The organism is Phycisphaeraceae bacterium (genome assembly GCA_019636555.1).
Taxonomy (GTDB): Bacteria; Planctomycetota; Phycisphaerae; order Phycisphaerales; family UBA1924; genus JAFEBO01.
Genome location: JAHBXH010000001.1, coordinates 2807161 through 2831727, shown reverse-complemented (window position 1 = coordinate 2831727; position 24567 = coordinate 2807161). Strand labels below are relative to the sequence as shown.

21 protein-coding genes are annotated in these 24567 nt (G+C 64.3%); 9 read left to right on the top strand and 12 right to left on the bottom strand.

Annotated features, from left to right (window positions below):
- Positions 1–45 precede the first annotated feature (45 nt).
- The 4 genes from KF691_12130 to KF691_12115 form a co-directional block, all read right to left on the bottom strand.
- Complete coding sequence (locus KF691_12130) at positions 46–1239, bottom strand: hypothetical protein (protein ID MBX3390186.1); 1194 nt, start codon at positions 1237–1239, stop codon at positions 46–48.
- Positions 1240–1652: 413 nt separating this feature from the next.
- Positions 1653–2507 carry a hypothetical protein gene (locus KF691_12125; protein MBX3390185.1) on the bottom strand — a complete coding sequence of 285 codons (855 nt, stop codon included), beginning with the start codon at positions 2505–2507 and terminating at the stop codon, positions 1653–1655.
- Positions 2504–3148, bottom strand: coding sequence for an RNA polymerase sigma factor (locus KF691_12120; GenBank protein MBX3390184.1), 645 nt, complete (start codon positions 3146–3148; stop codon positions 2504–2506). Before KF691_12120 ends, KF691_12125 begins: the two co-directional genes overlap by 4 nt.
- A gap of 175 nt (positions 3149–3323) precedes the next feature.
- On the bottom strand, positions 3324–3920 hold the full coding sequence (locus KF691_12115; protein ID MBX3390183.1) for a thioredoxin family protein: 597 nt from the start codon (positions 3918–3920) through the stop codon (positions 3324–3326).
- A gap of 160 nt (positions 3921–4080) precedes the next feature.
- Here KF691_12115 and KF691_12110 point away from each other — a divergent pair, with 160 nt between their 5' ends.
- The 4 genes from KF691_12110 (at position 4081) to KF691_12095 (ending at position 7411) form a co-directional block, all read left to right on the top strand.
- A complete protein-coding gene (locus KF691_12110; GenBank protein ID MBX3390182.1) occupies positions 4081–5160 on the top strand; it encodes a hypothetical protein in 1080 nt (359 codons plus the stop codon).
- 59 nt (positions 5161–5219) lie between these two features.
- The gene (locus tag KF691_12105) at positions 5220–6251 is read left to right on the top strand and encodes an HD domain-containing protein (GenBank protein MBX3390181.1); all 1032 of its coding nucleotides are present in this window, start codon (positions 5220–5222) and stop codon (positions 6249–6251) included.
- A gap of 12 nt (positions 6252–6263) precedes the next feature.
- Positions 6264–6983, top strand: coding sequence for an LON peptidase substrate-binding domain-containing protein (locus KF691_12100; GenBank protein MBX3390180.1), 720 nt, complete (start codon positions 6264–6266; stop codon positions 6981–6983).
- A 158-nt stretch (positions 6984–7141) separates the two neighbouring features.
- Positions 7142–7411: a hypothetical protein gene (locus tag KF691_12095; protein MBX3390179.1), complete on the top strand. Its 270-nt coding sequence runs from the start codon at positions 7142–7144 to the stop codon at positions 7409–7411.
- 1 nt (position 7412) lies between these two features.
- Here the strand turns inward: KF691_12095 and KF691_12090 are convergent, their stop codons facing one another.
- The 4 genes from KF691_12090 to KF691_12075 all read right to left on the bottom strand — a co-directional run bounded on the left by KF691_12090 (position 7413) and on the right by KF691_12075 (position 10504).
- Positions 7413–8171, bottom strand: coding sequence for a hypothetical protein (locus tag KF691_12090; GenBank protein ID MBX3390178.1), 759 nt, complete (start codon positions 8169–8171; stop codon positions 7413–7415).
- Positions 8172–8198: 27 nt separating this feature from the next.
- Positions 8199–8837 carry a hypothetical protein gene (locus KF691_12085; protein MBX3390177.1) on the bottom strand — a complete coding sequence of 213 codons (639 nt, stop codon included), beginning with the start codon at positions 8835–8837 and terminating at the stop codon, positions 8199–8201.
- A gap of 135 nt (positions 8838–8972) precedes the next feature.
- Positions 8973–9662 carry a lipid-A-disaccharide synthase N-terminal domain-containing protein gene (locus KF691_12080; protein MBX3390176.1) on the bottom strand — a complete coding sequence of 230 codons (690 nt, stop codon included), beginning with the start codon at positions 9660–9662 and terminating at the stop codon, positions 8973–8975.
- Positions 9659–10504, bottom strand: coding sequence for a glycosyltransferase family 2 protein (locus KF691_12075; GenBank protein ID MBX3390175.1), 846 nt, complete (start codon positions 10502–10504; stop codon positions 9659–9661). The genes KF691_12080 and KF691_12075 overlap by 4 nt, the downstream gene beginning before the upstream one ends.
- Positions 10505–10563: 59 nt before the next feature.
- On the opposite strand from KF691_12075, the gene KF691_12070 reads away from it, so the two are divergent.
- The 5 genes from KF691_12070 to KF691_12050 are packed head-to-tail and all read left to right on the top strand — an operon-like array spanning position 10564 to position 15428.
- Positions 10564–10959 (top strand): 2Fe-2S iron-sulfur cluster binding domain-containing protein, encoded by a 396-nt coding sequence (locus KF691_12070; protein MBX3390174.1) that lies wholly within the window; start codon positions 10564–10566, stop codon positions 10957–10959.
- 24 nt (positions 10960–10983) lie between these two features.
- Positions 10984–11220 carry a Fe-S cluster assembly protein IscX gene (gene iscX / locus KF691_12065; protein MBX3390173.1) on the top strand — a complete coding sequence of 79 codons (237 nt, stop codon included), beginning with the start codon at positions 10984–10986 and terminating at the stop codon, positions 11218–11220.
- Positions 11221–11224: 4 nt separating this feature from the next.
- On the top strand, positions 11225–11878 hold the full coding sequence (locus KF691_12060; protein MBX3390172.1) for an RlmE family RNA methyltransferase: 654 nt from the start codon (positions 11225–11227) through the stop codon (positions 11876–11878).
- A 9-nt stretch (positions 11879–11887) separates the two neighbouring features.
- Entirely contained in the window at positions 11888–13894 is a 2007-nt protein-coding gene (locus KF691_12055) for a VWA domain-containing protein (protein ID MBX3390171.1), read from the top strand.
- A 55-nt stretch (positions 13895–13949) separates the two neighbouring features.
- On the top strand, positions 13950–15428 hold the full coding sequence (locus KF691_12050; GenBank protein ID MBX3390170.1) for an alkaline phosphatase: 1479 nt from the start codon (positions 13950–13952) through the stop codon (positions 15426–15428).
- Between the two features lies 1 nt (position 15429).
- Here KF691_12050 and KF691_12045 read toward each other — a convergent pair whose 3' ends face one another.
- The 4 genes from KF691_12045 to KF691_12030 form a co-directional block, all read right to left on the bottom strand.
- Positions 15430–17244: a hypothetical protein gene (locus tag KF691_12045; protein ID MBX3390169.1), complete on the bottom strand. Its 1815-nt coding sequence runs from the start codon at positions 17242–17244 to the stop codon at positions 15430–15432.
- Positions 17245–17306: 62 nt separating this feature from the next.
- Positions 17307–18446 (bottom strand): AAA family ATPase, encoded by a 1140-nt coding sequence (locus KF691_12040; GenBank protein ID MBX3390168.1) that lies wholly within the window; start codon positions 18444–18446, stop codon positions 17307–17309.
- Positions 18361–22359, bottom strand: a complete 3999-nt coding sequence (smc, locus tag KF691_12035; GenBank protein MBX3390167.1) for a chromosome segregation protein SMC — start codon at positions 22357–22359, stop codon at positions 18361–18363. The genes KF691_12040 and smc overlap by 86 nt, the downstream gene beginning before the upstream one ends.
- A 128-nt stretch (positions 22360–22487) precedes the next feature.
- Positions 22488–24422 carry a flagellar basal body P-ring protein FlgI gene (locus KF691_12030; protein MBX3390166.1) on the bottom strand — a complete coding sequence of 645 codons (1935 nt, stop codon included), beginning with the start codon at positions 24420–24422 and terminating at the stop codon, positions 22488–22490.
- Positions 24423–24567: the final 145 nt, after the last annotated feature.

Here is a 24567-nt window from a genome sequence, read left to right as displayed (position 1 = left end):
TTCTGGTTCAGAAGTCGTTTTGATCGCGCGGAGTGGAGCGGTGAACTAGGGACAAAGAAGCGCGTTGTATGCATTCACGAAAACGACGAAATCGCCGTCATCCACGAAGCCATCGCCATTGAGGTCGGCCGGACAGCCGGGAGGCATCGCCGGATCCGTGCAGTCGAGAATGTTGTACGCCACCGCGAACGGCGAAAAATCGTTGTCGTCTACGAACCCATCTCCGTTCAGGTCTCCCTTGCAGGGAGGGTGATCCGTCCAGAGCAGCGCTTCCTCGCGCTGGTGCAAGCTGTTGTATCCGGATCCGGAGATATACGTCGTGCCGCCGTCCGTCCAAATGGCTGTGGCCTCTGACTGAATGAATTCCGACGGGAGGAACGTGGACAGATCGATCCACGAAGCGGCGCTGCCGGACCAGAGGCTGGCATGCTTCATGGCATCGAACACGGCGTAGCCCACTTGCAAAGAGCCGGCTATCCCTTTGGCAAATGAGTTCGTGGCGCCGGTCGGGTTCAGATCGATCCAAGAGCCGGCGCTTCCGCTCCAAAGCGCGGCGTGACTGGAGGTATCGGGCACCCGAACGTATCCGGCTTGATGCGTTCCATCGACGCAGTAGGCGATCGAGGAGATGTTTCCTGCCGGGTGCAGGTTCACCCAACCGGCGGCGCTGCCGCTCCAGAGTGCGGCGCTCTGGATTCCACCGTCGTTGACGACATAGCCGACTTGTTTGCCTCCCTTGACACCGAAGGCTTCCGACGAATGGGTATAGCCGGAGATCGGGTTCGGCGGTGGATTGAGATTGACCCAGGATGCAGCGGAGCCGCTCCAGAGCGCGGCGTTGTAATACCCGATGTTCGTGTTTCCCACCTGTTGTCCGCCCGCGGCAGCGAAGACGCTCGAGGTGGATGTCCCGGCGGGGTGGAGGTTGATCCAAGATGCGGCGGTCCCGCTCCAGATGCCGGCGCGCGGGAATCCATCCGTGTAGACCTCACCGGCCTGGAGGGCACCATCGACGCCATACCCGATCGAGTAAACGGTGCCGGCGGGGTGGAGATTCACAAACGAAGCGGCTGTGCCGGTCCATAGCGCCGCCCTGATATGGCCGACGGTCGGCCCGATTTGAGCGTATCCGACTTGCTGCTTCCCGCTGCCGCCATTGGCTCTGGATGAAAGCGCTCCTGCAGGGTGCAGGTTGATCACCGTCCATTGGGCGAGCGCGGCGGAGAGTGGTGCGAACAAGAGCCCACACACAACAAAAAACTTCGCTGCCCCGGACACGGCGCTTACGCGAGCATGTTTCATAAGACTCCCCCGGATTCATTCGCGTGCCGCGACCGTCGGCTGTCTCTAGCGTTTGGCCTCTCGAAGCGAATCAGAATAAAGACTAACCGGTCGAGCGCGGAATTGCTTGTCTGGATCGAGGAATGACGAAAAACAGCTAGTTTGAGGCCAGATTTCCTGCCATTCAGCCCCCGGGACCGAACGTTTGGTCGACGCGGGCCTCGGACTGCGGGTGCGTTGCGCCCGAAACGAGTCATTCGCTTCGCAATGAAGTCAGGGAAGAGGTGTCAGGCCGCGCTCCGAATCGGTGATCTGCGCGAGGGCTATTCGCAACCGAATTGCAAGTCGGCAGTCAGCCTTGCGATGCACAGTTACCTGAAACTGTCGCGTGCCGGGCCGGCCACAGGGACGTATGAGCTTTGCTCTTTTTGGCGGCCGGTGGCTGCCGCGGCACGGTAGACGTCGCTCCGCTGAAACTTGCCGCCGGAGTACATCGCGTCGGGCTGCGTGTTCCACTGGAGCACGGCCGCACGCGCGCGCCTGGACTGGTTCGAGTTTGCGAACCGATCAGGGCCGGGGTTTACGAAGCTCAGGCCGGTGCGCTCGATGCGCACGGCGCCCGTTCCCGCCATCTGATTCGCGACCGCGCGCGGATCGGTGTTGCGCGTCATGACGATCGACTCAATATCGGGGACGATCGAAGTCTCTGCAACAGGCGCGATGACATAGGAATGCTGCGATGGATTTCCGACCGGACTTCCCGTGGTATTACGAATCGCCTGACGCGCGTCGCTTACAAGATCGGTCTGAGCGATCGACTGCGTTGGTATCGGGTTGCGCAGCGCCGCAAGCGATATCCACATCACACCGGCGCAAAGCGCAAGCGCCGCGGCAATCCGCACGCCGATCGAGGAGGCAACGCTTCGCCTCGGAAGCGGAGCGGGCAGGAACACCGGCCTGTCCTGCAATTCGGCCAGGATCTGAGCGCTGAGGTCGCTTGAAGGCGACGGCGACCGAAGCATCTCGCCGAGTTGCTGAAAATCTTCCAGTTCTTGGCGCAGTTGCTCATCGCTCGCGAGCAGCGCCCGCAGCTTCGGAGACTGCGCCGAGATATCGCCATCAAGAAAAGCCTGAATAAGCTGGCGGCCTTCGACCCGGCGCGCGACAACATCAAGATGCTCCGATGGGCCTCTTGCGTTTCCCGGATTGGTCGGCTTTTCGGTCACGGCTTGGAATCCCCCGGGCTCAGCGCCACCGCGCGCCTCGCAAACAGCGGCAGCGCGCCGGCCTGCTGCTCGATCGCGACCACGTCGCCGACGCCCCGCACAAGTTCGGATCGTAAGCGCTGGCGCCCGCGGTGCAGGTGGCTCTTGACCGTGCCCTCGGGCAGTTCCATGTGTTCGGAGATCAGGCGGATCGGCCACTCGAGCTGGTGAAACAGGACGATTGCTTCGCGTTGCTCGGTTGAGAGGAGCAGCAACGCGCTCTGGAGCGCATCGCGTGCCATGCCGCGCTGCTCGACGTCGCGCCCGATCGAGCCGGCGTGATCGTCCTTCCGCATCGCCCAGATGTCGCTGGTGTCGCCCGCGCTCGCAGGGCGCTTTTTCTCGCACATGTTCAGCCACACCCGCCGGGCGATGGTGAACAGCCACGTTGAGAAGCGGAAGTTCTCGTTGAAGTTGTGCAGGCTCGAGAGCACGCGAAGAAAAGCCTCCTGGGTCACGTCTTCCGCGACATCCCACCGGCCGCACATGCGATAGATATACGCCTGCACGCCGGACTGATGGCGCCGAATGAGCATCTCGGCGGCGGACAGATCGCCGCGAGCCGCACGCCGTACCAGTTGGAGCTCTTGGAGCTTCTGCATGGTTTCGCTCCAGACTGGTACTCGGCATACCGCGGACCGGTTCCGCGGTTGCAGAAATACTGCCCGGAGGCCTCCTTCTTAGACCCGCGGGTCCAAAGCGGGTTCCTCAACCGCATAGAGATTCGCGAGACCCCGATTTCCGGCGTCGAACAGCGGAAACGCCCTGAAACCGGACCTAGTCGTGATGTTTCTGGCGCAGCTTCGGCGACAATCTCAGCAATAAGTGCACGCGCTCCAGTTCATCCAGCCAGTCTTGGCGCGTCTCGGCGATCTCGTCCGCCGGGACCGGTGCACCGGGAAACGGGCACGACGCACCCAGGGCCTTTGCCGCCATCGCCCGGTAGCGCGTCAGCGAGCGGTCACCGAGGATCGAGACGAACTCGAAGTCCTCGTTCAGAAAGATCACGGTCGGGACGCGATTGCCCCCGCAGATCATCGCGGCATCCGACAGTTCCGACGCATCGTCCCGATCCACAAAGCGAAGATCGATCACGCCTCCGGTGGAGACCGGCGAGACCTCCGCCAACTGCTGGAAGAGCGGGCACTGATGAACGCAGTCGCCGCACCATGTGCCGCTGAGGACAAGGATGTTGATCCGGCGCGTGAACGAGCGGATGAGTTCGTTTTGAATCTGCGAGAGCGGGGCGTGCTCGCGGCTGATCTTGTCGAAGTGATTCCACGATTGCTGCTGGTGATGCGTTCCGGTCGCGACATACGCGGGGTACGCGAGTGCGTGCTCGAATGTTGAACGGAGGAGTGATTGTGTGAACATGATGGTGTCGGGCGGATGCGGTGGGCTGGTGCGGACTGTGGCGGAGTTGGTGGGGCGGGGGACCGTTGCAACTCAGATGTCCCGAACCGGAACAAGGAACACAAGAACGGTCTGATTTTTGGAGTACGCGTTGACAGACCGGCGGAGAGATCGAGGTGCATTGTTCTCTGCGTGGCGGCTGCCCGTTCATGATGATGCGGGCGTCGCGCGAGAGCTGCTGCCGATGCGGAGCCTTCCATCCGGGACCGCGCGGCTCGATCGCGTGCGCGACAAGGCGCATCTCGTGTACAGCGATCTCACAAGTTTCCGGCGGCTCATGATCCGGGTCATCGTGCTCGCCGTCCCGATGGGGATCGCCATGCCCTTCGTCATGTTGTGGCTGAGGCCGGCCGGAGTGCCGTTGCCGGTGATCAGCGCGTGCGCGGGTTTGCTCATGGCACTTGTGCTGCGCGTGTGGATGAGGCGAGACTTCGCCAAGCTCGCGGCCCGCGCGCCGGAAATCGCGGATGCATGCCTCGACGAGGGCATCTGTCCGTGCTGCGGCTACAACCTCGCGGGGGTCGTGAGCGCCAGTGAGGCGGCGCCCGAATCAGGCAAAGTCGTGCGATGCACCGAATGCGGCGCATCTTGGTTCCGATCGCGCGTTCATCGCATCGAATGGGATGAAACCGCCGATGCGCGCGAAAAGCCGACCATGCGCACGATCCTCCGAGCGCAGTCGATGCTCTACAGCTCGATGGCTTTCAAAGACGACGCGGGCAAAGCCGTGTCGCTCGCGCGGTTTTCCGACCTCAAACTCGTTCGCAACTCCGCTTCCGGCTTGCATCGCGCGCGGCTGGACGATTGCATCCGCACGCTCCGTTACAAGGGTTTGTGGAAGCGCCTCTTGTTTGCCTCGCTCGTCCTGCCACTCTTGATCGCGATCATTTCCGACTTTGCGACCCGCCCGCTCTCCGGAATCGGTTTGCTGCAAGGTCTGCAGGCGATCGGGCTCGTCGTCTGGCTCATTGGCGCCGTCGCGATCATCCAGAGCGACATGGGACGGTCCGGCGCGAAGCGTGCCGCACTTTTGAAGTCGTACATGCTGTGCCCGGCCTGCGGCGCGGATCTTGAGTCGCGAATCGGAAGGGAGCCGGGCGCCGCGACTTGCGCCGAGTGCCGCGCAGCATGGAATGTCACGCCGCGCGCCCCACAACAGAACGCCGGCACCAACATATCGTCGCCGGCCGAGCCTCGATAGAATTGCATCGGGCGCTGCGTGAACGCTGCGCCCGCTTGTCAACGTTCATCGAGTAGATCATGTCCCAATTGTCCCTGGAAACCGAAAGACAGAATTCATCCTCGCGCCGCTTCATCGTGGAGTTCCGCGAGCCGCCGGAGCGCGTCAGCGGCGCGTTCTCGATCAGCAACGCCCAGATGGGCCAGACCCGCGCGGGCAAGTCGTATCTCCGCTGCATCATCGGCGACAAGACCGGCGAGATGCCGGCGCGGATGTGGTCGATTGAAGAACAGCAGTTTCGCCGCCTGCCGACCGATGGTTTCGTCGCCATCGAGGGCGAGACTCAGGCGTACCAGGGCGAACTGCAGTTGATCATCCATTCGATCAGCGCCGTCGAGCCGACGCCCGATCTCCTCCGTGATCTGCTCCCTTGCTCGAAGCGCCCACCGGAAGAAATGTTCGCCGAACTTTCCAAGCTGCTCGCAACGCTCGAGCACCCGGCGATCAAGGCTCTTGCGCAGACCTATCTCGCCGACAAGTTTCTGATGGACGCGTTCAAGCAGTGTCCCGCCGCCAAGAGCATGCACCACGCCTATCTCGGCGGCTTGCTCGAGCACACCCTTAACCTGCTCAATCTCGCCGACCGCGTCTGCCCGCTCTACCCGAAGATCAATCGCGACCTCGTGATGATGGGCCTCTTCCTGCACGATCTGGGCAAGACCCGCGAACTGAGCTTCGACAAGGTCTTCACCTACACCGATCGGGGCGAACTCATCGGGCACATCGTCGAAGGCGCAATCATGCTGCACGACAAGGCGCAGGTCATGATGCGCGAGAGCGGCCAGCGCCTGCCTCCCGGCGCGCTCACCGTGCTTCAGCACATCATCCTCAGTCACCACACCCTCCCCGAGCACGGCGCCGCGAAGATTCCCGCGACGCCCGAAGCGATTTTCGTCGCGATGCTTGACAACCTCGACGCCAAGACGACGATCGCGATGAACGCCGCGCGCCCCGAACGCGCCGCCGAATTCGACATGGGCGGCAACTTCACCGAAAAACAGTGGGCGCTCGAGAACGTGAAGCTGTTCAGGCCGGACGTCTTGAAGCAGTAGGCGGGCCACGCCATGTCAAGCGAAGACAACACGATCCAGGTGAACTTCTCGCGGGCCTTGCCGCTCTTCCCTCTGGATCAGGTCACGCTGCTCCCGCAGCAGGTGCTGCCTCTGCACATCTTTGAGCCGCGCTATCGCCAGATGGTGAGCGATGCGCTCGATGGCGTCGGCCAGATCGCGATGGCGGTTTTCCAGGGCAAGCGCTGGAAGCAGGAGTATCACGGACGCCCGCCGGTCCGACCCGCGGTCTGCATCGGGCACATCGCGCAGCACGAGAGACTGCCTGACGGCCGTTACAACCTGCTGCTCCGCGGCGTCTGCCGCGCCAAAGTGCTGCGCGAAACCCCTGCGCCCGAAGGCCGGCTGTACCGCGAAGCGATGCTCGAACCGATGGGCCTGTCGCAGGACGAAACACCCTTGCTCGCGCGACTTCGAAACTCGCTCGAGACGCGACTGGACCACGGGACGCTCAAGCGCCTGCGCCAAGCCGACACGCTGCTCGAGTTCGTCCGCGACGACGACATCCCGACGACCGCGCTGCTCGAACTGATTTCGTTCACGCTCGTGGAAGACAAGGAAAAGCGCTATCGCCTGCTCGAAGAAGGCGACGCTGATGCCCGCGCCAGAATCGTCGAGGTCGAATTGAAGCACCTCGATCGCCTCATCCGAATGGCGATGCCACAGATGGGCGAGGCAGGCGAGGGCTATCCCCGGGGCTACACGCCCAACTGACGCCTCTTAGGAATGCATTCGTCCGATAACACAAATCCATTCTCCAAGATTGAACTTGCAGGCAAAAACCGCCGTATGTAAAATGAGGACTAACATCGGGGGAGGCGGTTGCACTCCCGGTTGAAGGGTCTTCAGGGGAAACGGTTCAGGAGCGAGTCATGCGTACCACCACGATCAAGGCAAATCGGTTTGGCGGGTCCAAGTTGAGCGCGCTCGTGATCGCCGGGGCGCTCACGGTCGGAAGCACCGGCTGCAACAACGCCCTTGAGGGCGGTCTCTCGGGTGCGGGGCTTGGTGCGCTCGCGGGCATGGCGATCGGCAGCACCTTCGGCCACATGGGCACGGGTGCTGCGATTGGTGCCGCGGCGGGGGCGCTCGGCGGCCTGATCATCGGCGACCAGAACGAGCGTCGAGCCAACGGTCAGTAGTTCAAAATGAATATGGGTTCTCAGCGACCGCGCGCCGGCGAGGCTCGGGAGCAGGTCCTTCGCGCGCCGCGTCGCGGCACGCTTCCGCCAGGCGCTGATGAAGTTTCTCGTGCTCGGGAATCGCGTCGAGGTAGAGCATCAACTCGTCCACGCGCCACGACGCCGGGATGTTCGGGCTCACGCGCGCGATCGCGGCATCGCCGAGTGCTTCTTCGGTGCGCTCGAACCACTCGACGTCCGGCGCCGCCGATGAATTGTCCTTCGTCGGACCGACACCCTCGCGATCGTGCATGCCGACGACGCCGACGGGCGGATCGACCTGCGCTCGGATCGTGATCGTGTCGATCAACCCGCCCTTGGTGACCGCCGCGATCGGCCATTTTCCGGCGCGCGTCATCGGTTCGCGGCAGAGCAGCAGAATCGGAATCGACTTTGAGTCTGCGGCCTCGCGGATGTCGCGAGCTTCGATCGCGATCATCGGAGGTTGCGCGAGATACAGCCCCGGCCGCAGTTCCGATGGTTTGAGACGCGAGGTCACGATCGTGTGATGCCCCGCGTCGCACGCGATCTGACGGATCTGTCTGCGCGCTTCCTGCAGCGGTAACACGATCCGCGCCATGCGCTCGAAATCTTCGGCCTGTCGCGCGCGTTCGAGCGCGCGGACCGAGAGCTTGACGACGGTGAAGTACTCGGTGTCGAGCAGCGCCTGACTGGCTTGCTCCATCAGGCGATCGATCGGGTTGGAAGCGTCCTTGGCCATCATTGCGAGAATCGGAGCTGTGTCGCGTTACAACTGCGCGCCCGAGCCGATACGCCCGTCCCGGACCATGTCGGCGATCGATCGGAGCGTCTTGGACCACTGGCGCGCCAACGGCGCCATGTCGTACAGCAAAATATCGGAGAGCGCCGAGAAATCCTGCGACTCGAGCGCGGTGCGGATGCTGCCCAGTTTCTCGAGCATCGCCGAGAATCGTCCGGAGAGCGGTGTCGGATCGCCGTCGGCCAGCGTCAGCGAATCAAGATCAAGGTGAAGGAGCGCCGCACCCTTGTTCAGGATGTCGCACACCGCCTGCCACGTCGCGATCGACTCGCCGAGTTTGCCGAGCGCCGCCTGCGTCTTGCCCGCCTGGATGTCGCGCCCCACCTGATCGTGATCCTCGGCGACGTGCGTCAGCGCGTCCGCGGCATCCGCCAGCGTAAAACTCACGAGCGAGCGTGGCTCGGCGCTCCGCATGTTGAGGTGCTGGATATTGACCGGGTCGTCGCTCGGGCTCGAGAGCAGCTCATCCGAGATCTGCGTTCCGTCGGCGAACGCCTCCACGATGATGCGCCCGCGTGCCCGTGCGGCTTCCTGAGCCGAACGCATCGCCGCGGCGAGCGTCGGTCGATCGATCGGGATTGGCTGGTTATCGAGTAGAACCTGCATGGTCGAACGAAGTGGAAAGAGAATCCGGGCGCGACGTCGTTCTGCACCACACGCTTTCGAATTCACGCGGCCGTCCTGTCTTCGGTCGCGTCCGGCGGGTCGGGTGGGGGGTGGGGTGGGGGTGGGCCGGAGAGATCAGGATAGCGACCCGGCCCCGGAAGGTTGCGCCACGGTCGCGGGGTTCTCCGAGGCGGACGGAATATTCTCACGCTCCTGAGCCTCGCGGCGGCGCTGCTTCGCGATAAGGCGCAAGTTTCGTGCGTAAATCACGATACCGGTCGATTGGCCGAGCACTCCGACCGCATCCTGACGCCAGACAAAGTACGTGAACAGGCAGATTCCGCCGAGCAGGCTGAACCACCAGAAAGCCGGCGTAATGATGCTGACCTTGTGCCGCTCGCTGATGAGCCACTGCAGGAACATCCGCCCGCTGAACATGAGTTGTCCGCCGAAGCCGATCGCGATCCAGACGAGGCTCGCCCAGCTCGTGATGTTGAGCAGCCGGAAGAGCCAATTCTCGCGACCGTCCGCGACCTGTGCCGCGACGCTCGCGCCGAAGAAGGCCTCGAACTCCGGGCGCGAGAGCGCAGCGGATTCAAAGCCTTCGCGCGTGAGCAGGCGGAATTTCTGTGAATCGGGCGAGTCTCCGGTCACCTCGACGAGCCCGCGCGTATCACCGATTCGCACTTCTGTCGTGAGCGCATCTTTCTGCGGGTGCATTTTGTTGCCCGAAGGGCCCATCACCAGCCAGAAACCGATCCCGATGAGCAGCGCCATGAGCGCAGCAGGCTCCCACTTGAATCGGCCCTTGGTTTCCGGATTCAAGCGTGCATCTCCGCCGGCTGATTGGTCGCGGCTCCGGGCGTCGATCCACGCGATGCCGCGTTTTCCGGAGCGATCTCGACCGATTCCACGCTGCGCCTGCGCGATCGAAAATACCGCACGGCGAAAAGGTCGATCAGTCCCGGGATTGCGCGTTTCGTGATTCCCAGACCGTATTTGGTTTCGCCCGCATGGCGAGGGCGGTGATTCACCTGCACCTCCACGATCTTTCCGCCCAGGTCGCGGATCGTGACCGGCACAAACCGGTGCATCCCCCGAAGCTCGAGCGGCAGCGCGAGAGCGAATTCCCGCTTCATGATGCGGAGTGAACACCCCGTATCGCGCACGCGATCTCCCAGCAGCAACCGCCGGAAAGTCCGCCCGACCCACGAGCCGATTTTCCGGATGACATTGTCCTGTCGGGCGTGCGAACGGTCCCCTTGCACAAGGTCCGCGCCCGACTCCGCCATGCGCCGGAGCATCATCGGAAGGTCGGCAGGATCGTTCTGGAGGTCCGAGTCCATCGTCGCGATGAGCCGGCCTCGTGCGGCGCGAATCCCCGCATGAAACGCCGCGGACTGCCCGTTGCCCTTCCCGGGCGGCGTCTTGCTCATCGCGACGACCCGCAGCCACGGTCGATCGGCCGCGAGCGAGGTCAGAATTGTGCGTGTCCGGTCCGTGCTGCCGTCATCGACGACGACCAGTTCCCACGAAATCGAAAGGGGCGAAAGCGCCTTCTCGATCTCTTTCGCGAGCGCTTCGAGATTGTCCTGTTCGTTGTGCGCGGGCGTTACCACCGACAAATCCAGCACGCGGGTCGGGGATGTGGACGGTTTCACGAACATGAACCTCAAGGGTAGGAGCAATCGGTTCCGGCGCTTATAGTTCCGCACAAGGGACTGACATGCACATCCGTGAGATCGACACAACCAAAAACCCGGCGAGCGTCGCCGTGAAATTCCTTCTGGAAGACCCGGAGGGCATGGGAGTCTCCAATTCCGAGATGAGCTTCAAAGCGCCCAAGACCCGGACGCTTCTCGAACTCGCGCTCGAGAACGGGATCAACATCGAGCACGCCTGCGGCGGCGTCTGCGCCTGTTCCACCTGCCACGTCCACGTCGAGCAGGGGATGAACTCGCTGACCGAAGCAACCGAGGCCGAGGAAGACCGCGTCGAAGAAGCCCCCGGTCTCAGCCGCAACAGCCGCCTGAGCTGCCAGTGCGAAATCATCGGCGATGGACCGATCGTGGTGCGCGTGCCGGCGTGGAATCGCAACGCGGTCAAGGAAGTGCCGCACTAGCAACCGGCGAGGGCGATCGCAGCGATGGGCGCAAGCAGCACATTCGGCTGGCTCGACGTAAGGCGGATCGGCGAAGAACTCGCGGATCGTCTGCCGGAGAAGGATCCGGTGCGCGTCGGTTTTCCGGAGCTTCGTCAACTCGTCATGGCGTTGCCGGGCTTCAAAGAAGAACCGGGCCATCCTTCGAACGAGAGAATCCTCGAAGAGATTCAGCGCCACTGGATGGAGGAGCGGTCGGATCGTCTCGACGACGAAGACTAAGCCGATGGCCCAACGCCGAATCCTGCACGACGAGTTCTTCAAGAAAGCCAAGGCCGAGGGCTACCTGGCGCGCTCCGCCTACAAGCTGAAGGAAATCCAGGAGCGACACCGCTTGCTCCGCGCAGGCATGAGCGTCGTTGATCTTGGCTGCGCCCCGGGAAGTTGGCTTCAGGTCGCGAGCGAAACGGTTGGGAAGAAAGGCTTTGTCGTCGGAATCGACTTACAGGAAGTCCGCGACCGCATGCCGCCCAATGTCCGGACGATCCGGGGCGACATCTTCAAGACCGATGCAACAGCGCTTCTTCCGGAGCCCGAAGCCAAGTTCGATGTCGTGCTCAGCGACATGGCTCCCAACACCAGCGGCCACGGGGACGATGCGCTCTCGGTCCGCCTTTGCCGCCGGGTGCTCGAATTGCTCCCGAGCCTGCTCGCTCCGGGGGGCGGATGCGCGATGAAAGTGCTCGAAGGAAGCGGATATCCGGAACTGCTCCGCGACTGCCAGAAACTCTTCGCGAAAGCCAAAGGTCTCAAGCCCAAGGCCAGCCGCGACGCTTCGCGCGAGATTTTCATCGTGTGCGAGGGCTACAAGGCGCCGGCCGCGCCGGTGCAGCAACCCGCTCCCGGTCACAAGCCGGCCCCCGGTTGGTCGAGACCCTAGCGTCCAGCGATGTCGTTCCTCGCACCAACATCTGCGCTGATTGCCGCGGCACTCGTGCTGCCGGCACTCCTCGCGATGTATCTGCTCAAGTTGCGCCGGCGCCCTCTCCGCGTCAGTTCGATCATGCTCTGGCCCGAATCGGCAAGCGACATTCAGGTCAACGTCCCCATCGCGCCGCCCAAACCCAGCTGGCTGATGCTGCTCCACCTGCTGATCGCGTGCACGCTCATCGCGGCGGTGGGACGGCCGGTCCTGCTTCATTCAGGAGAGCACGCCGGAAAAGTCCTGCTCATCATCGATCGCTCCGCTTCGATGCGAGCGATGGACGGCGCATCGTCGACCGGCGAGCGGATCTCCCGACTCGACGAAGCCAAGCACAAGGCGCGCGGCATCGTCAATGGATCCGCGGCATCGACGCAGTTCGCCGTTGTCGCCGCCTCTTCGGGCGCCGAAATCATCGGTGAATTCTCGGCCAACCCGGGGAGTATCGCTTCGTCCATCGATCGCGTTTCGCCGACCGATCAACCGGGCGATCTGAACTCAGCCATGGAGGTTGCGCGAGCTCTACTCCAGAGCGTGCGGGTTTCCGAAGAGATCGATTCCGGGGCTGAGGTGCTCGTCTTCAGCGACGGATCATTCGAGGATGGATCGAGAGAGCCGCCCTCTCCCGGCGGAGTCGTGCGACTCGTCCGGTGCGGACCACCCCCCTCGGCCGACAAACAGAATCTCGGCATCGTCGTGCTTTCCGTGCGCCGAGATGCGGATCATCCGGATGTCGTCAATATCTTCGTCAAGGTTCAGAACGCGTCACGCTCGGCCCGTTCTGTTCCGATTCGGCTCTCGATCGACGGCGCCGTTCTCGAAACCCGCACGGTTTCTGTCTCGGGCCAAACCAACGCCGGATTGGGCGAGACGTCGGTCGTGTTTTCCGCGAGCGTTCCGGCCGGCGGCATCGCGATGGTTTCGCTGCTGGTCGATGAAGAGCGCGACTTGCTCTTGAGCGACAATGCCGCGGCAATCAACCTCCGGAACGCGGCGCCGGCCCGCATTTTACTGGTGCAGCGAGCGGGCGGACCGCGAATGGATGGCGAACCCGCCGCGATCTTCTCGGCGGATTTTCTTCTCGCGGATGCGCTCGCCGAGTTGAGCCCGGGCGAACTCACACGCGTCACGCGCGATCGCTACGAAGCGATGGCCGCGGCGGGCGAACTGAAGTTCTACGACATCGTGGTCTTCGATGGCGTTGCGCCGAGCGCAGCGCCGGTCCTTCCGAGCCTGAGCTTCGGCGCCGGAGTGCCCGAACTCGAACTGGGAGAGCCGGCGCCCGCCAAAGAAGCACACCCGGTTCAGTCCTGGTCACGGTCGAGTCCGCTGCTGCGGGATATCACGCTCGACGGCGTGGTCGTCGCGCACGAGCGTGCATTCCGAGGCAAGGGATCGGAGGTGTTGGCGCGGAGCGAGCGGAGTCCGCTGATCATTCTGAGCGAGCCCGAGAACGGGCCGAAGAGGATTCTCGTTACGTTCCGGCTCGAAGATTCGAATTGGCCGCTCCAGGCGGGATTCCCAATATTTCTGAAGTCCGCCGTCGATCTCTTGACCTCGAAGGGCGCCGAAAACGCCGGCGTGCAGTTTCTCACCGTGCAGCCCGTTTTCTTCGAGGGAATCGGCAATCCGCCCCGATACGTCGGTCCGGCGGACGTGCTTGCAAGAATCGCACCCGGACAACCAGTCAGCGACTCGCCCGACGCCAAGCGACGGATGACGCTCGGCGTGCTCGATCGCGCCGGGGTGTACACACCCGAATCCGGCGCGGGCTTTCCCCCGATTGCGGTCAACCTGCTCGATTCGCACGAGAGTGCGGTTGCAACGAGCGATGTGCTCCGCGTCGGGAGCCGCGTCCTTTCCCAAACCGGAAACATTTCTCGGCCCCGCGAAGTCTGGTGGTGGGCGCTGGTGCTCGCGGCCGCGTTGCTCGCGATCGAGTGGCTGATCTTCGCGCGCTCTGCACGTTTGTAACCGGGCATTGTCCGTACAATGCGGGTCGCCGGATCCAGCCACCGTCGGGATCGTCATGGAACCAACCAAGCACGTGCCGCATCTCGTCCCGCCGCTTGATCGGCGCGGTTTCCTCGGCCTTTCACTCGGTTCCGCCGCGGGCCTTGCCGCCGCGTCCGCATTTGCGCCCGGCCTGGCTCGCGCGCGCCAGCCGGTTCGAACAGCTCCGAGTTCCGCTGCCAAGACCGCGCACAACGTCATCTTCATGGTCTCCGACGGCATGAGTTTCGGCACCCTCTCGCTCGCCGAGATCGCGTGCCGGGTTCGACACGCCAAGCAAACCAGCTGGATCGATTTCTGGGGTCGTGAGGGTGCCCGGCGGTCGGTCATGCGGACCAGTTCCGCCGATTCGCTCGTGACCGATTCGTCCGCCGCGAGCTCGGCCTGGGGAACCGGCGTCCATATCAACAATGAGGCCGTCAATTTCACCCCCGACGGAAAGACCCCGACGCCGATTCTCGTGCAGGCGGCACAGAACGGCAAGGCGACCGGTCTTGTCACCACCACGCGGGTGACACACGCGACACCCGCAGGCTTCATCGCCAATCACCCTTCGCGAAACGCCGAGGGAGAGATCGCACGTCAGATCATCGAGCGACGGGTCGATGTGACGCTCGGAGGCGGGAGCAAGTTCTTCCCCGAAGCGCTCCTCGCGACGCGTACGGATCTCAAGGTTCTCCGAAGCCGCTCCGACTTTGAGGACTACTCCAAGACTCTCGGAGCCGAAGCGCCCGGCCCGGTGCTGGGTCTTTTTGAAAAATCCCATCTTCGCTATGAGTGCGAGCGCGACAACATCGATCCATCCCTGGCGGAGATGACAACGCTCGCTCTCTCGCAGCTTTCGCGGCACAGCAACGGCTTCGTGCTCCAGATCGAGGGTGGCCGCGTCGATCACGCGGCACACGCAAATGATGCCGGCACCCTGATCGGAGAGCAACTCGCGTTCGATCGCGCGCTCGGTGCGGTGCTCGCGTGGATCGAGAACCGGGACGACACGCTTCTCATTGTGACCACCGATCACGGCAACGGGAATCCGGGCCTGACCGTGTACGGACCGGAAAGTTACAGAGGAATCGAAAGTCTCGCCCACACCCGCCACTCGTTCGACTGGGTCTTCTCGCAGCTCGGACTAAAGCTCGAGTACGACGACCCCGTGGTTCACGAAGTGATCACCGGACAGGATCGTGTCGGCTCAATCGTCCGCGAGGCAACCGGTGTTGAACTCGGTCGCGAAGAAATCGCAGCGTTCGTCGGAGCGCTCCGCGGCCAGAACCCGCAGCTCTTCGAACCGATGAGCCGCGCGAGCAGTGTTCTCGGAAGCTGTCTCGCAAATCACTTCGGCATCGGATTCGTGAGCCCGAATCACACCGCGGACTTCGTGGAACTGACGGCGCTCGGACCGGGCAGCGAGAGGATCGCGCCCTTCATCGACAACATCGAGTTGCACGGCGTGATGACCGAAGCGCTCGATCTTCGGCCCGCGCGCGCGATCTGATCTACCACTTCGTCAAATCGACGCACGCACGTGCCGGCTCGGTGGACCATGGAAAGACGGCGCGAGGCCACGACGAACGGATATTCCCGCGCACGTGCTCGACGCCGAATCGAACGAGACCGGGTCTCTCGACGGCACGATTCGGAACCGGAAGCCGGAGCGACCAGTGACCGGCCGAGGGGACGATCTGCGCCCCCGGCAGCAGCGAGTCGCGCGTGCCGGCTTCGCGCACCGTCGCGACCGCTTCGCCGCTCTCGGGAATGCGCGAGGTCTCGGGCAATTCCACCTGCACAACCTGCGTCGGACGATCGATCGGTCCGTACCAGATCCGGATCGTCTGATGCTCGAACGTGCTCCGCTCCACCTCGAGGTAGATCGACCAGCCCGAGCCGGTCGGAACATTGGTCGGCCCGGCTTCGCGGACCAGCCGCGCCGCCAGGGCGCCCATGTCCGACCGGTCGCCGGTGGGAACAGGGCTGAGGGTTTGCGAGCGTGTCCACGAAGAAATTGTGAGATCGAGAAACGTCGGCGCGATGAGCAATCCCGGCGGGCGTGCAGCCAGACTGCGCCGGTTCACCGCGAGTCGAGTGGACCAGACGCCGACGTGTGCTTCGACCGACGATCCATCGTCGTTCCCGGCGGACAGAGCGAGTGCCGGGATAGCAACAATCTGGGCACGGTCCGGCGGAATCGAAATGAGTTCCGGCGATTGCGCGGCAACGCGTCCCCCGGCCCATCCGAGCGCGGGCGCACCGCTCAAGTTCGCCAGGCCGATACGCGGCAACGGCATCCGCGATTCGGTGTCGAGCAGCCCGGCATCATCGCTGACCCACGCGCACGCGGGAGGTCGGCGCGAGAGCCAGTTGGTTGCCGCGGCAATCACGCCTTGCGAAGTGTCCCGGTTCGAAAGCAGAGCATCCAGCAGCGCCTGAGAGTCCGCCGCGTCGGCCCACGCGGGCGCAAACCGATCGGTCGCTCCGCTCAATCGCACCACCCGCGTGCACTCAACAAGCACGCGCCGGTAGAGCGATGCATCGGCGCGCAGAAGCCGCAGCAGGGCGTGATTCCACATCGCGCTCTGCCGCGCCGCGAGCAAGTCCGAAATCGTCGGCGGATCGGGCCGCGCCACCGGCTCGAGCGAATCGAGGGCGAACGGCACCGGCGCAAGCGTTGTCGGCGCCGCCGGAAGACCGAAAAGCGCCGATCTCCAGCGCGTGAACGGGCTCATCCCCTCCAGGCGCAGGCACTCGAGCACAAGCGGATCGCTCCGCGCCGCACGCGATAGTTCCGGAATCTCGAACTTCAGCGGCTTCTCCGCTGGAATCCACGCGAGATCGATGTGCTTGTCCCCGATCCAGAGCCAGTGCCCGATCGCATCCGGCGGCAATCCAACTTCGCAGAATTCGATCGTGCTCGCACCCGGCTGCGAGACACCCGCGCCTGTTGTTTCATTGATTCGGCCCACCGGCCCGACCCATCTCGACGCGATGCTCTCGAGTGAGCCAAACGATTGTCCCGTCGAAAATGCTTCGGCCGTCGCCCGCCGAATCGTGATCGGCACCTCCCGCCCGTCGTCGAGTTTCGCCTGGGGGATGCGCCCCGTGCTCCCAAGAATCGCCGATGCCGGAACGAGCAGTGTCTGACCGAACACCGCGATAAGCGGCTGCCTGTCTTCCGCCTTTGGCGTCGGCGGCAGAAAGTTTGTGCTCTGCGCCGGACCAAACGGCGAAGGCTGCTTCGCCGGAGGGGGACTCGTCGAGCACCCGAGAATCGGGATCATCAATCCAAAGACGAGGATGCGCGTGGCCTTCTGCACCGGGTAAATGGATGGTTCGCAGCACGCCGCTTCGGGGTTGCACCGCCGGCGAAACGCGCTTCTCAAGTTCCTTCGAGCGGCAAAGTCTGCACGATATTCGAAACCACCGCATCGGGAGTGACCCCTTCCGCGCTCGCCTCGAAATTCATGATCAGCCGGTGACGCATCGCGGGCAGGGCCGCTTCCGCGATGTCTTCCGTGGACACGGCCACCCGTCCCTCACGCAGCGCGCGGCATTTACCAGCCAGCACCAGCGTCTGCGCCGCGCGGGGCGAAGCCCCCAGCCGCACGTACTGATTCACCATCGGCGTCGCGAACGACCGGCCGGAAACGGTTGCCGCAGGCTGCGTCGCGAGAACCAGCCGTACCGCGTAGTCGCGCACGCTCGGTGCGATCGGCACGCGCCGGATCAGATCGCGGTGCGCGAGGATCCGCGCCGCGTCGAGCGATGAACTCGGCGCCGCTTCCTCGCTGCCGGTTGTTCGCTCCAGAATCTCCGCGAGGTCCTCCCGCCCCGGCGGGCGAACGAGCAACTTGAAGAAAAAGCGATCGAGCTGCGCTTCCGGCAACGGATAAGTACCTTCCTGCTCGATCGGATTCTGCGTCGCCATCACAAGAAACGGAGACGGCAGCGGATACGTCGCGCCGCCGACGGTGACGCTGCGCTCCTGCATCGCTTCGAGCAGCGCCGATTGCGTCTTCGGTGTGGCGCGATTGATCTCGTCCGCGAGGATGACCTGAGCGAACACCGGCCCCTCGCGGAATCGAAACTCGCGCTGTGTTCGTCCGCCCTCGCCCGCGCTCTCGATCACCACGGTCGTGCCGGTGATGTCCGCGGGCATCAGGTCGGGCGTGAACTGCACGCGGCTGAACGAAAGACTCGTGGAGCGCGCGAGCGTGCGCACCAGAAGCGTCTTTCCGATCCCCGGCACGCCCTCGAGCAGCACGTGACCGCCGAGAAACAGGCACACCAAGACGCCCTCGATGATGTCCTTCTGCCCGACGATGACGCGCGAAACCTGTTCGAGCGCGCCCGCGAAATCTTTGCGGAATTGGTCGGCGAGTTGATTGATGTCTTCGTTCGGATCGCTCACGGGCCGATCGTAGCGGAATCCGTCAGTTGTCGCTCGGGACAACCGGAGATTCGCGCTCGTGCATCGCCGCGAGCGCCCGGCGCAGCGGACCCGGCGAAGCCGCACCATCCGAAACTTGCTTCGGTTCGATCGATTGTGCCGCCGTCGACTGCGCGTCGTGCCGGATCGACCCGTCCTTGCCGACCTGCTCGAACTTCACGGTGACGCGCGTCGAAACGCCGCGCTCCTGCATCGTCACGCCGAAGAGGCGATCGGCCTGCTGCATCGTCCGCTTGTTGTGCGTGATGACGATGAAGTGCGAGAGATCGGTGAACTGGCGTACCACCTGCCCGAAGCGGTTGACGTTGCTCTCGTCGAGCGCCGCGTCCACTTCGTCAAGGATGCAGAAGCACGATGGCTTGCTGCGGAAGATGCTCATCAGGAGCGCCACCGCCGTGAGCGTCTTCTCGCCTCCCGACAATTGGCTGATGCTGCGAGGCTCTTTTCCGGGCGGCTTCGCAACGACCTCGATGCCGCTCTCGAGCAGATCGACCTCCTCGGTTTCGACCTTGCTGATGGTGCCGTCGGCGTTCTCGATCTCGCGCACGAGGGGCATGAGGCGGACCTCGGCTTTGCCTCCGCCGAAGAGGCGCCGGAACATTCCTTCGGCGCCGCCGAACTGTTCCTGGATTTTCGTGAACACGGCGCCGAACCTCTCCTTGGAGATGACATTGAGCTTCTCGATGAGCTCGACGAGTGTCGCCCGGGCGGTGTCCATGTCCGCCACTTGTTTTACAAGGGTTTCGTTGGCCGACTCAAGCGTGCCTTCCTCGTCGATCGCGTCGAGGTTCACATTGCCCAGCGCTTTGATCTGTTCCTTGAGGTTTGCGATGCATGCCGCGGCGCTCGACACGTCGGGTTTGCTTACATCGCCCGTCGCGAGCATCTCGCGGTACTGCGGGTACTCGGCCGCGAGATCGACGCGGAGTTCCTGGTGCGTGCGCTCCTCGACGGTCTCGCGCTTTACCTCGAGCTCGCGCCGGGTGATCTCGAGCGCGTTCCAATCGCGCTCGAGGGTCATGGCGTGCTCGCGCGCGGAGTTGAGCGATTCGGTTACTTCGATGACGATGTCGCTCGCGCCCGCGATTTCCTTCGAGATCGCCTCGGATCTTGCGGAGACCTCGGCGAGGGCCGCGGCGGACTCCTCGATGAGCGAGCTGCTCTCCTTGATCGCGGCGTTGAGTTCTTCGACGCGGGCTGCGCCCTGCTCGGCGTGGGCCGAAAGATCGCGCTTCTGTCGCTCGGCATCGTCGCGCGCGAGTTCGAGGCGGGAGAGTTCGCGGCGAGCGACCGAGGCCTGCGCCGTGAGGCGCTCGACCGCGACCTTGACCTGGGTGCACTGTTCCGAGAGCGCTTCGGCGCGGGCGCGGGATGCGGCGGAAGCGGCCTCGGCCTCGCGGGTCTGGGCGGTGTGCTCTTCGAGAAGCCCGCCGAGCTTCTGCGCCCGCTCGCGGAGTTCGCTCGCTTCCTGTTCGAGCCTGGTGCGACGGGCGCGGAGCCCTTCGAGTTGCTGACCCGATTCGCTCTGATCGCGGACGATGCGGGCGAGTTCGGCGGTCTTGCGCTCCATCAAGCCGTGGTGCGCAACGGCCTGGCGCTGGGATTCGGCCAGCTCGCGTCGGAGCGCGCCGGTCTGTTCGCCGAGCGCCGAGGCGGCGGAGCCGACGGTTGCGAGTTCGCCCTTGGCGGCATCGAGCTGGGCGCGAACCTGCGCCGCCTGCTCTTCGAGTTTTTCGGTTTCTTCGCGGCGGGCGAGCACGCCCACGCCCGACGCGCTGTCGGCGCCGAGCGGACCCGCGATCACGCGGCCGTCGCTCTCGATGACCGTTCCATCCTGCGTGACGAAACGGGCCCGCTCCGGCAGCACGCCGGAAGCGGCGAGCATGAGCGCGCCATCGATCGATTCGACGACGAACGTCTCACCCAGCAAGCGGTCGATGGTGCGCGACAATGCCTCTGCGCTCTCGAGCCCCGCGCGGGGCGTGACGAGCCCGCCGAGCCGGACGACTTTGGATGCCAGTGTCGGATCGACATCGGAGATCGTGCCGGGGAATTCGCCGGTGCGCTGGGATCCGACGTCGAGCGGAAGAAAAGTCACGCGCCCCGGCAGCGACGCGATCTCTTCTGCATTCGGCAGCTGCGCCGGGGTTTCGACGACCAGCGCCTGCAACCCGGCGCCGAGCGCTGCTTCGACGGCCTGCGTCGCGCCCGGATTCACTTCGATCAGATCGGCGAGCGCGCCGCGCACGCCGGCAAAGCGACCTTCCTGCCGTGCCTTGAGCACGGCGCGAACGGCCTCGGCGTAGCCGACGTGGTCTTCGGCCATCTCACGGAGCGTGGCGCGCCGGCTCTCGATGCGTGCAAGATCCTGCTGCAACTCGCCGACGCGCTTGGCGAGCGAATCGCGGCCGCCCGAGAGGCGCTCAAGTTCCGCCAGCGCCGATTCGAGTTCGCCTTCCAGCCTCGACACTTCCGACCCGAACTGCGCGAAAGCCTGGCGGGCCTGTTCGCTGTCGCGCTCGGTCGCGAGCATCCCTGCCTGGATCTGCTCGGCGCGGCGCTCGAGCCCGGCGATCTGATCCGCGAGCCCGCGTGCCTGCCTTTCCTCGGCTTCGGCGGAGGCGACGAGACCGGCGCGCTCGCGGTCGATCTGCTGCATCTGCCGGCGCTTCTGCGCGAGTTCATCCTCGCGGGCCTGCGCTTCGGTCAGGAGCGAAGCACGTTCGGAAGTGAGTGCCGCGAGCGCACGCTCCTGCTCGTCGCGCTTTTCCGCTTCGGCGGCGAGCGTTTCACTCGTATCCGCGATCGCCGCGCCGACTTTGACCAGTTCCTGCTCGAGATTCGACAGGCGATCGCGATCGAGTTCCAGCCGCGCGACGACATCCGTGAGCGAGCGCTGCGACATTTCGCGCTTCTGCGTCGCCTGGGACGACTGGAACGCGACGTTCAGCCTTTCCTGTTCCGCGGCCCGGCCGATCGCCTGCTTCTCGGCGCGGGTTGCCTCGGCCTGCAGCCTCTGCTCGTCGAGTTGCATGACCTGCTGCTGCGCGCTCGTGCGCTGTGATTCCAGATCGCTCTGCCGGCTGGCGAGCCCGTCGAGACGCGTGCGAAGTTCGTCGTACTGATCGAATGCCAGTGCCGTGCGCCACGCGGTCAGTTCGGTATCGAGTGTCTGGAACTTGCGGGCCTTGGCGGCTTGACCCTTGACCAGACGAAGGCGGCGCTCGGTGCTTTCGAGTTGCAGGCGTGTGCTCGCGAGATTCTGCTCGGTCTTTTCGAGCTTGCGCATCGCTTCGATGCGGCGCTGCTTGTACTTGGCGACTCCCGCGGCTTCTTCGAAGATCGCGCGCCGTTCCTGCGGGCTTGCGAGGAGCATGCGATCGACCTTGCCCTGTTCGATGATCGAATAGGCGTCGGCGCCGATGCCCGTATCCAGGAATAGCTCGCGGATGTCGCGGAGACGCGCGCGTCGTCCGTTGATCAGATACTGGCTTGTCCCGTCCCGGTACAGCCGGCGCTCGACCTCGACCGTGTCGTGGTCGATGGGAAGGCCGCGCTTGCCCTTCACGCTCGCGTCGACGATCGAGTCCTCGGCCTCTTCGAGCGCGGCCGCTTCGCCAGCGGCATCTGCGAGCCCATCGGGCGTGATGCTTCCTTCTGGTTCGATCGATTCGGTCGTTTCGCCGATTGCGGCATCCGCCGGAGCGAGATCGGTTCGTACCGGGTTTTCAAAGGTGAGGGTGACGCTGGCCATCCCGGCGGGTTTGCGCCCGGCGCTTCCGGCGAAGATGACGTCGAGCATTTCCGTGCCGCGAAGGCTCTTGCTGCTGCGCTCGCCCAGCACCCATTTGATCGCGTCGACGACGTTGCTCTTGCCGCAGCCGTTGGGACCGACGATGCCCGTCACCATGTCCTCGAAAATGAACTCGGTGGGGTCGGCGAACGACTTGAAGCCGGCGAGAGACAGTTTGACCAGGCGCATGAAGCGGGCAACCTCCTGTCGCGAGGGTCGTGGGCCGAACTCGCGCCCGCGCCCCGGCCCGATCCATGGGCCAATAGCGAGGACGCAATTATAACAAATCCGGGTGCTCCGTGCGACGATTCCGGTGCTTACTTCTTCTTCGGCTCGCGCGGGATCGGAACAACGATTGGTTTGAGGCCGCCCTCTTCGCGCGGCGCCAGGGTCGCTTCGGGCGACTCGAGCACGACCACTTCGGCCCTGTCTTTGGTCGTCTCCGGGCGCTCTTTGTGCTGGCCGGCGTTTGCTGCCGTCAGGGCCGCGAGGAGGCGGTCGCGTTCGGTGGCGAAATTGCAATTCATCGCGCCGGCCTTGTGAATGGCGTACAGGGCACCGACCACCTCGCTGTAGCTGAGCCCAAGGCCGGGGCGGGGGTCCTCGGGCGTGGGGGTGTGGGCGAAGAACTCGATCAGCTTGGGCAGCTCGGGATCGACTTCCTGCTGGGTGATCGTGTCCGTTTTCCAATCCCGGTAGAAGAGTTTGATCGGGCCGTTCGCGTCCTGGGCGTTGATCATGAGGCGATCGGACCAGGCCGAAGCGAACATCGGCTTGACCAGCTTTGGATCCTGCCCGAAAACGACGACGCGCGGAGTTCCCTGCTGGGTGATGTAGACGAGGCCGGTGCCGCCTTGGACGCGATCGAGGAAGAACCCGTCGCCGAGCCGTTTGCGGCTGACGCCCTGGATGGAGCCGGCCGGGATGTCCGACTCCGCCAGGACCTGCAATTGCGTGGGGCTGAGGCGGATGGCGTTTGGGTCGGGATTGGTGAACTGTTCGCGGAGCAGGCGGTTCAGGCGATTGCGCTCGGCGCGCTCGGCCAGCGCTTCGTACGCCGCGACCCGTACCAGCAGCGGTTTTTCCTGCAGCAGATCGCGCAGCGTCAGGTCCACGGTCGGGCCGGCGCTGATCCGTCCGAGCAGGGCGATCGCGTCGAGCCGCTCGGCGCCGCGACCTTCGAGCGCCAGTTTCTTCAGCGATTCTGCCGCGAGCGGATCGCCCAGACTCGCGCCCGCCCGGAGTGCCGCGTAACGGGGCGCGACTTCGTTGTAGTCGTAGAGCTCACGGATGATGGGCAGGGCCTGATCGCCGAGCGCTTCCATGCACCACGACATTTCCCCGGCGAGGAACGGTTCGGCCTTTGCCGCGTCGACGTAGCGCTGGGCGTAGCGCTGAATAGGTCCGTCGACTTGCACGTACTGAACGAGTTTCAGAAACTCGACAGGATCGGAGCGATAGGACTCGGGCACCGAAATCTCGACAATCTGGCCCGAACGGCCGCGTGCCACCGGTGCGCGTTCGGGGGTTTCCTCGGGAAATCTCGAGTTGATCGCGCTGGTGATCGCTCGCGCGCGGGTGTGGAAGTTGTTATCGAGGACGATCTCGAGGGGCATCGGGTTGACCATCACGCCGCCGTCGAGGACGCGTCCGGCCGTGGCGGTCACGCCGGCTCCTTCCTGTCCGGGATCGGAGAAGGGGTTGATGAAGATCGGGCCATAGGCCTGCGCGACGACCTTGCCCCGCGGGCCGCCCGCCGGTTTGGTCTGCCCGAGCTGCAGGGCGGTGGTCCAGAGGCGACCTCCTTCGAGGCTCGAAGCGTTCATGGCGCGCACGAAAACATCGAAGTGCATCCCGCGCGGTGCACCCGGCGCGACCAGCGCCTGCACGTACACCACGGCGACGTTCTTGTCTCGGAGGAGCTGCTTGGGCGTGACCTTGTCGATCGCCTGCCACTTGTATTCGTTGGCGGCGCTGATGTCGCGGAGTTGAATCTCTCGCTCCATCAACGCGGCGATGCCGTCGTCGAGCTGCTGCCCGCCGGTTCCCTGGAGGCCGACGACAAGGCCGTAGCCGCTGACAAGGACGGGATCCACGTTGCGGAAACTCGATTCGGCGCCGACGGTGCCGCGCAGCGCCGGCGCTACATCACGCACGACCGGCGTGACGGCCCGGGGCTTGGGCTTGTCGTCCGAGGCGCAGCCGCTCAAAGAGAGCCCGATCAATCCACAGGCGAGAATGCCATTCCTCATCGCTTGAGCGACCTCCAAAGCCACACATCACTTCCGCTCGAGAGCCCCGACAACACGGAGCATTCCCGGTGTTTCGGGCGCCTCTCGGCGCCCCGTGCCCTTCCCGCGGCGGCAGACTGTACGAAATGCCGGGGGCGCTTCGTTG

Coding starts and splice junctions, on each gene's coding strand:
- KF691_12120 (MBX3390184.1), bottom strand. CDS start 3,148: ATGCAGAAGCTCCAAGAGCTCCAACTGGTACGGCGTGCGGCTCGCGGC.
- KF691_12115 (MBX3390183.1), bottom strand. CDS start 3,920: ATGTTCACACAATCACTCCTCCGTTCAACATTCGAGCACGCACTCGCG.
- KF691_12105 (MBX3390181.1), top strand. CDS start 5,220: ATGTCCCAATTGTCCCTGGAAACCGAAAGACAGAATTCATCCTCGCGC.
- KF691_12100 (MBX3390180.1), top strand. CDS start 6,264: ATGTCAAGCGAAGACAACACGATCCAGGTGAACTTCTCGCGGGCCTTG.
- KF691_12095 (MBX3390179.1), top strand. CDS start 7,142: ATGCGTACCACCACGATCAAGGCAAATCGGTTTGGCGGGTCCAAGTTG.
- KF691_12090 (MBX3390178.1), bottom strand. CDS start 8,171: ATGGCCAAGGACGCTTCCAACCCGATCGATCGCCTGATGGAGCAAGCC.
- KF691_12085 (MBX3390177.1), bottom strand. CDS start 8,837: ATGCAGGTTCTACTCGATAACCAGCCAATCCCGATCGATCGACCGACG.
- KF691_12075 (MBX3390175.1), bottom strand. CDS start 10,504: ATGTTCGTGAAACCGTCCACATCCCCGACCCGCGTGCTGGATTTGTCG.
- KF691_12070 (MBX3390174.1), top strand. CDS start 10,564: ATGCACATCCGTGAGATCGACACAACCAAAAACCCGGCGAGCGTCGCC.
- iscX (MBX3390173.1), top strand. CDS start 10,984: ATGGGCGCAAGCAGCACATTCGGCTGGCTCGACGTAAGGCGGATCGGC.
- KF691_12060 (MBX3390172.1), top strand. CDS start 11,225: ATGGCCCAACGCCGAATCCTGCACGACGAGTTCTTCAAGAAAGCCAAG.
- KF691_12055 (MBX3390171.1), top strand. CDS start 11,888: ATGTCGTTCCTCGCACCAACATCTGCGCTGATTGCCGCGGCACTCGTG.
- KF691_12050 (MBX3390170.1), top strand. CDS start 13,950: ATGGAACCAACCAAGCACGTGCCGCATCTCGTCCCGCCGCTTGATCGG.
- KF691_12040 (MBX3390168.1), bottom strand. CDS start 18,446: ATGGTGCGGCTTCGCCGGGTCCGCTGCGCCGGGCGCTCGCGGCGATGC.
- smc (MBX3390167.1), bottom strand. CDS start 22,359: ATGCGCCTGGTCAAACTGTCTCTCGCCGGCTTCAAGTCGTTCGCCGAC.
- KF691_12030 (MBX3390166.1), bottom strand. CDS start 24,422: ATGAGGAATGGCATTCTCGCCTGTGGATTGATCGGGCTCTCTTTGAGC.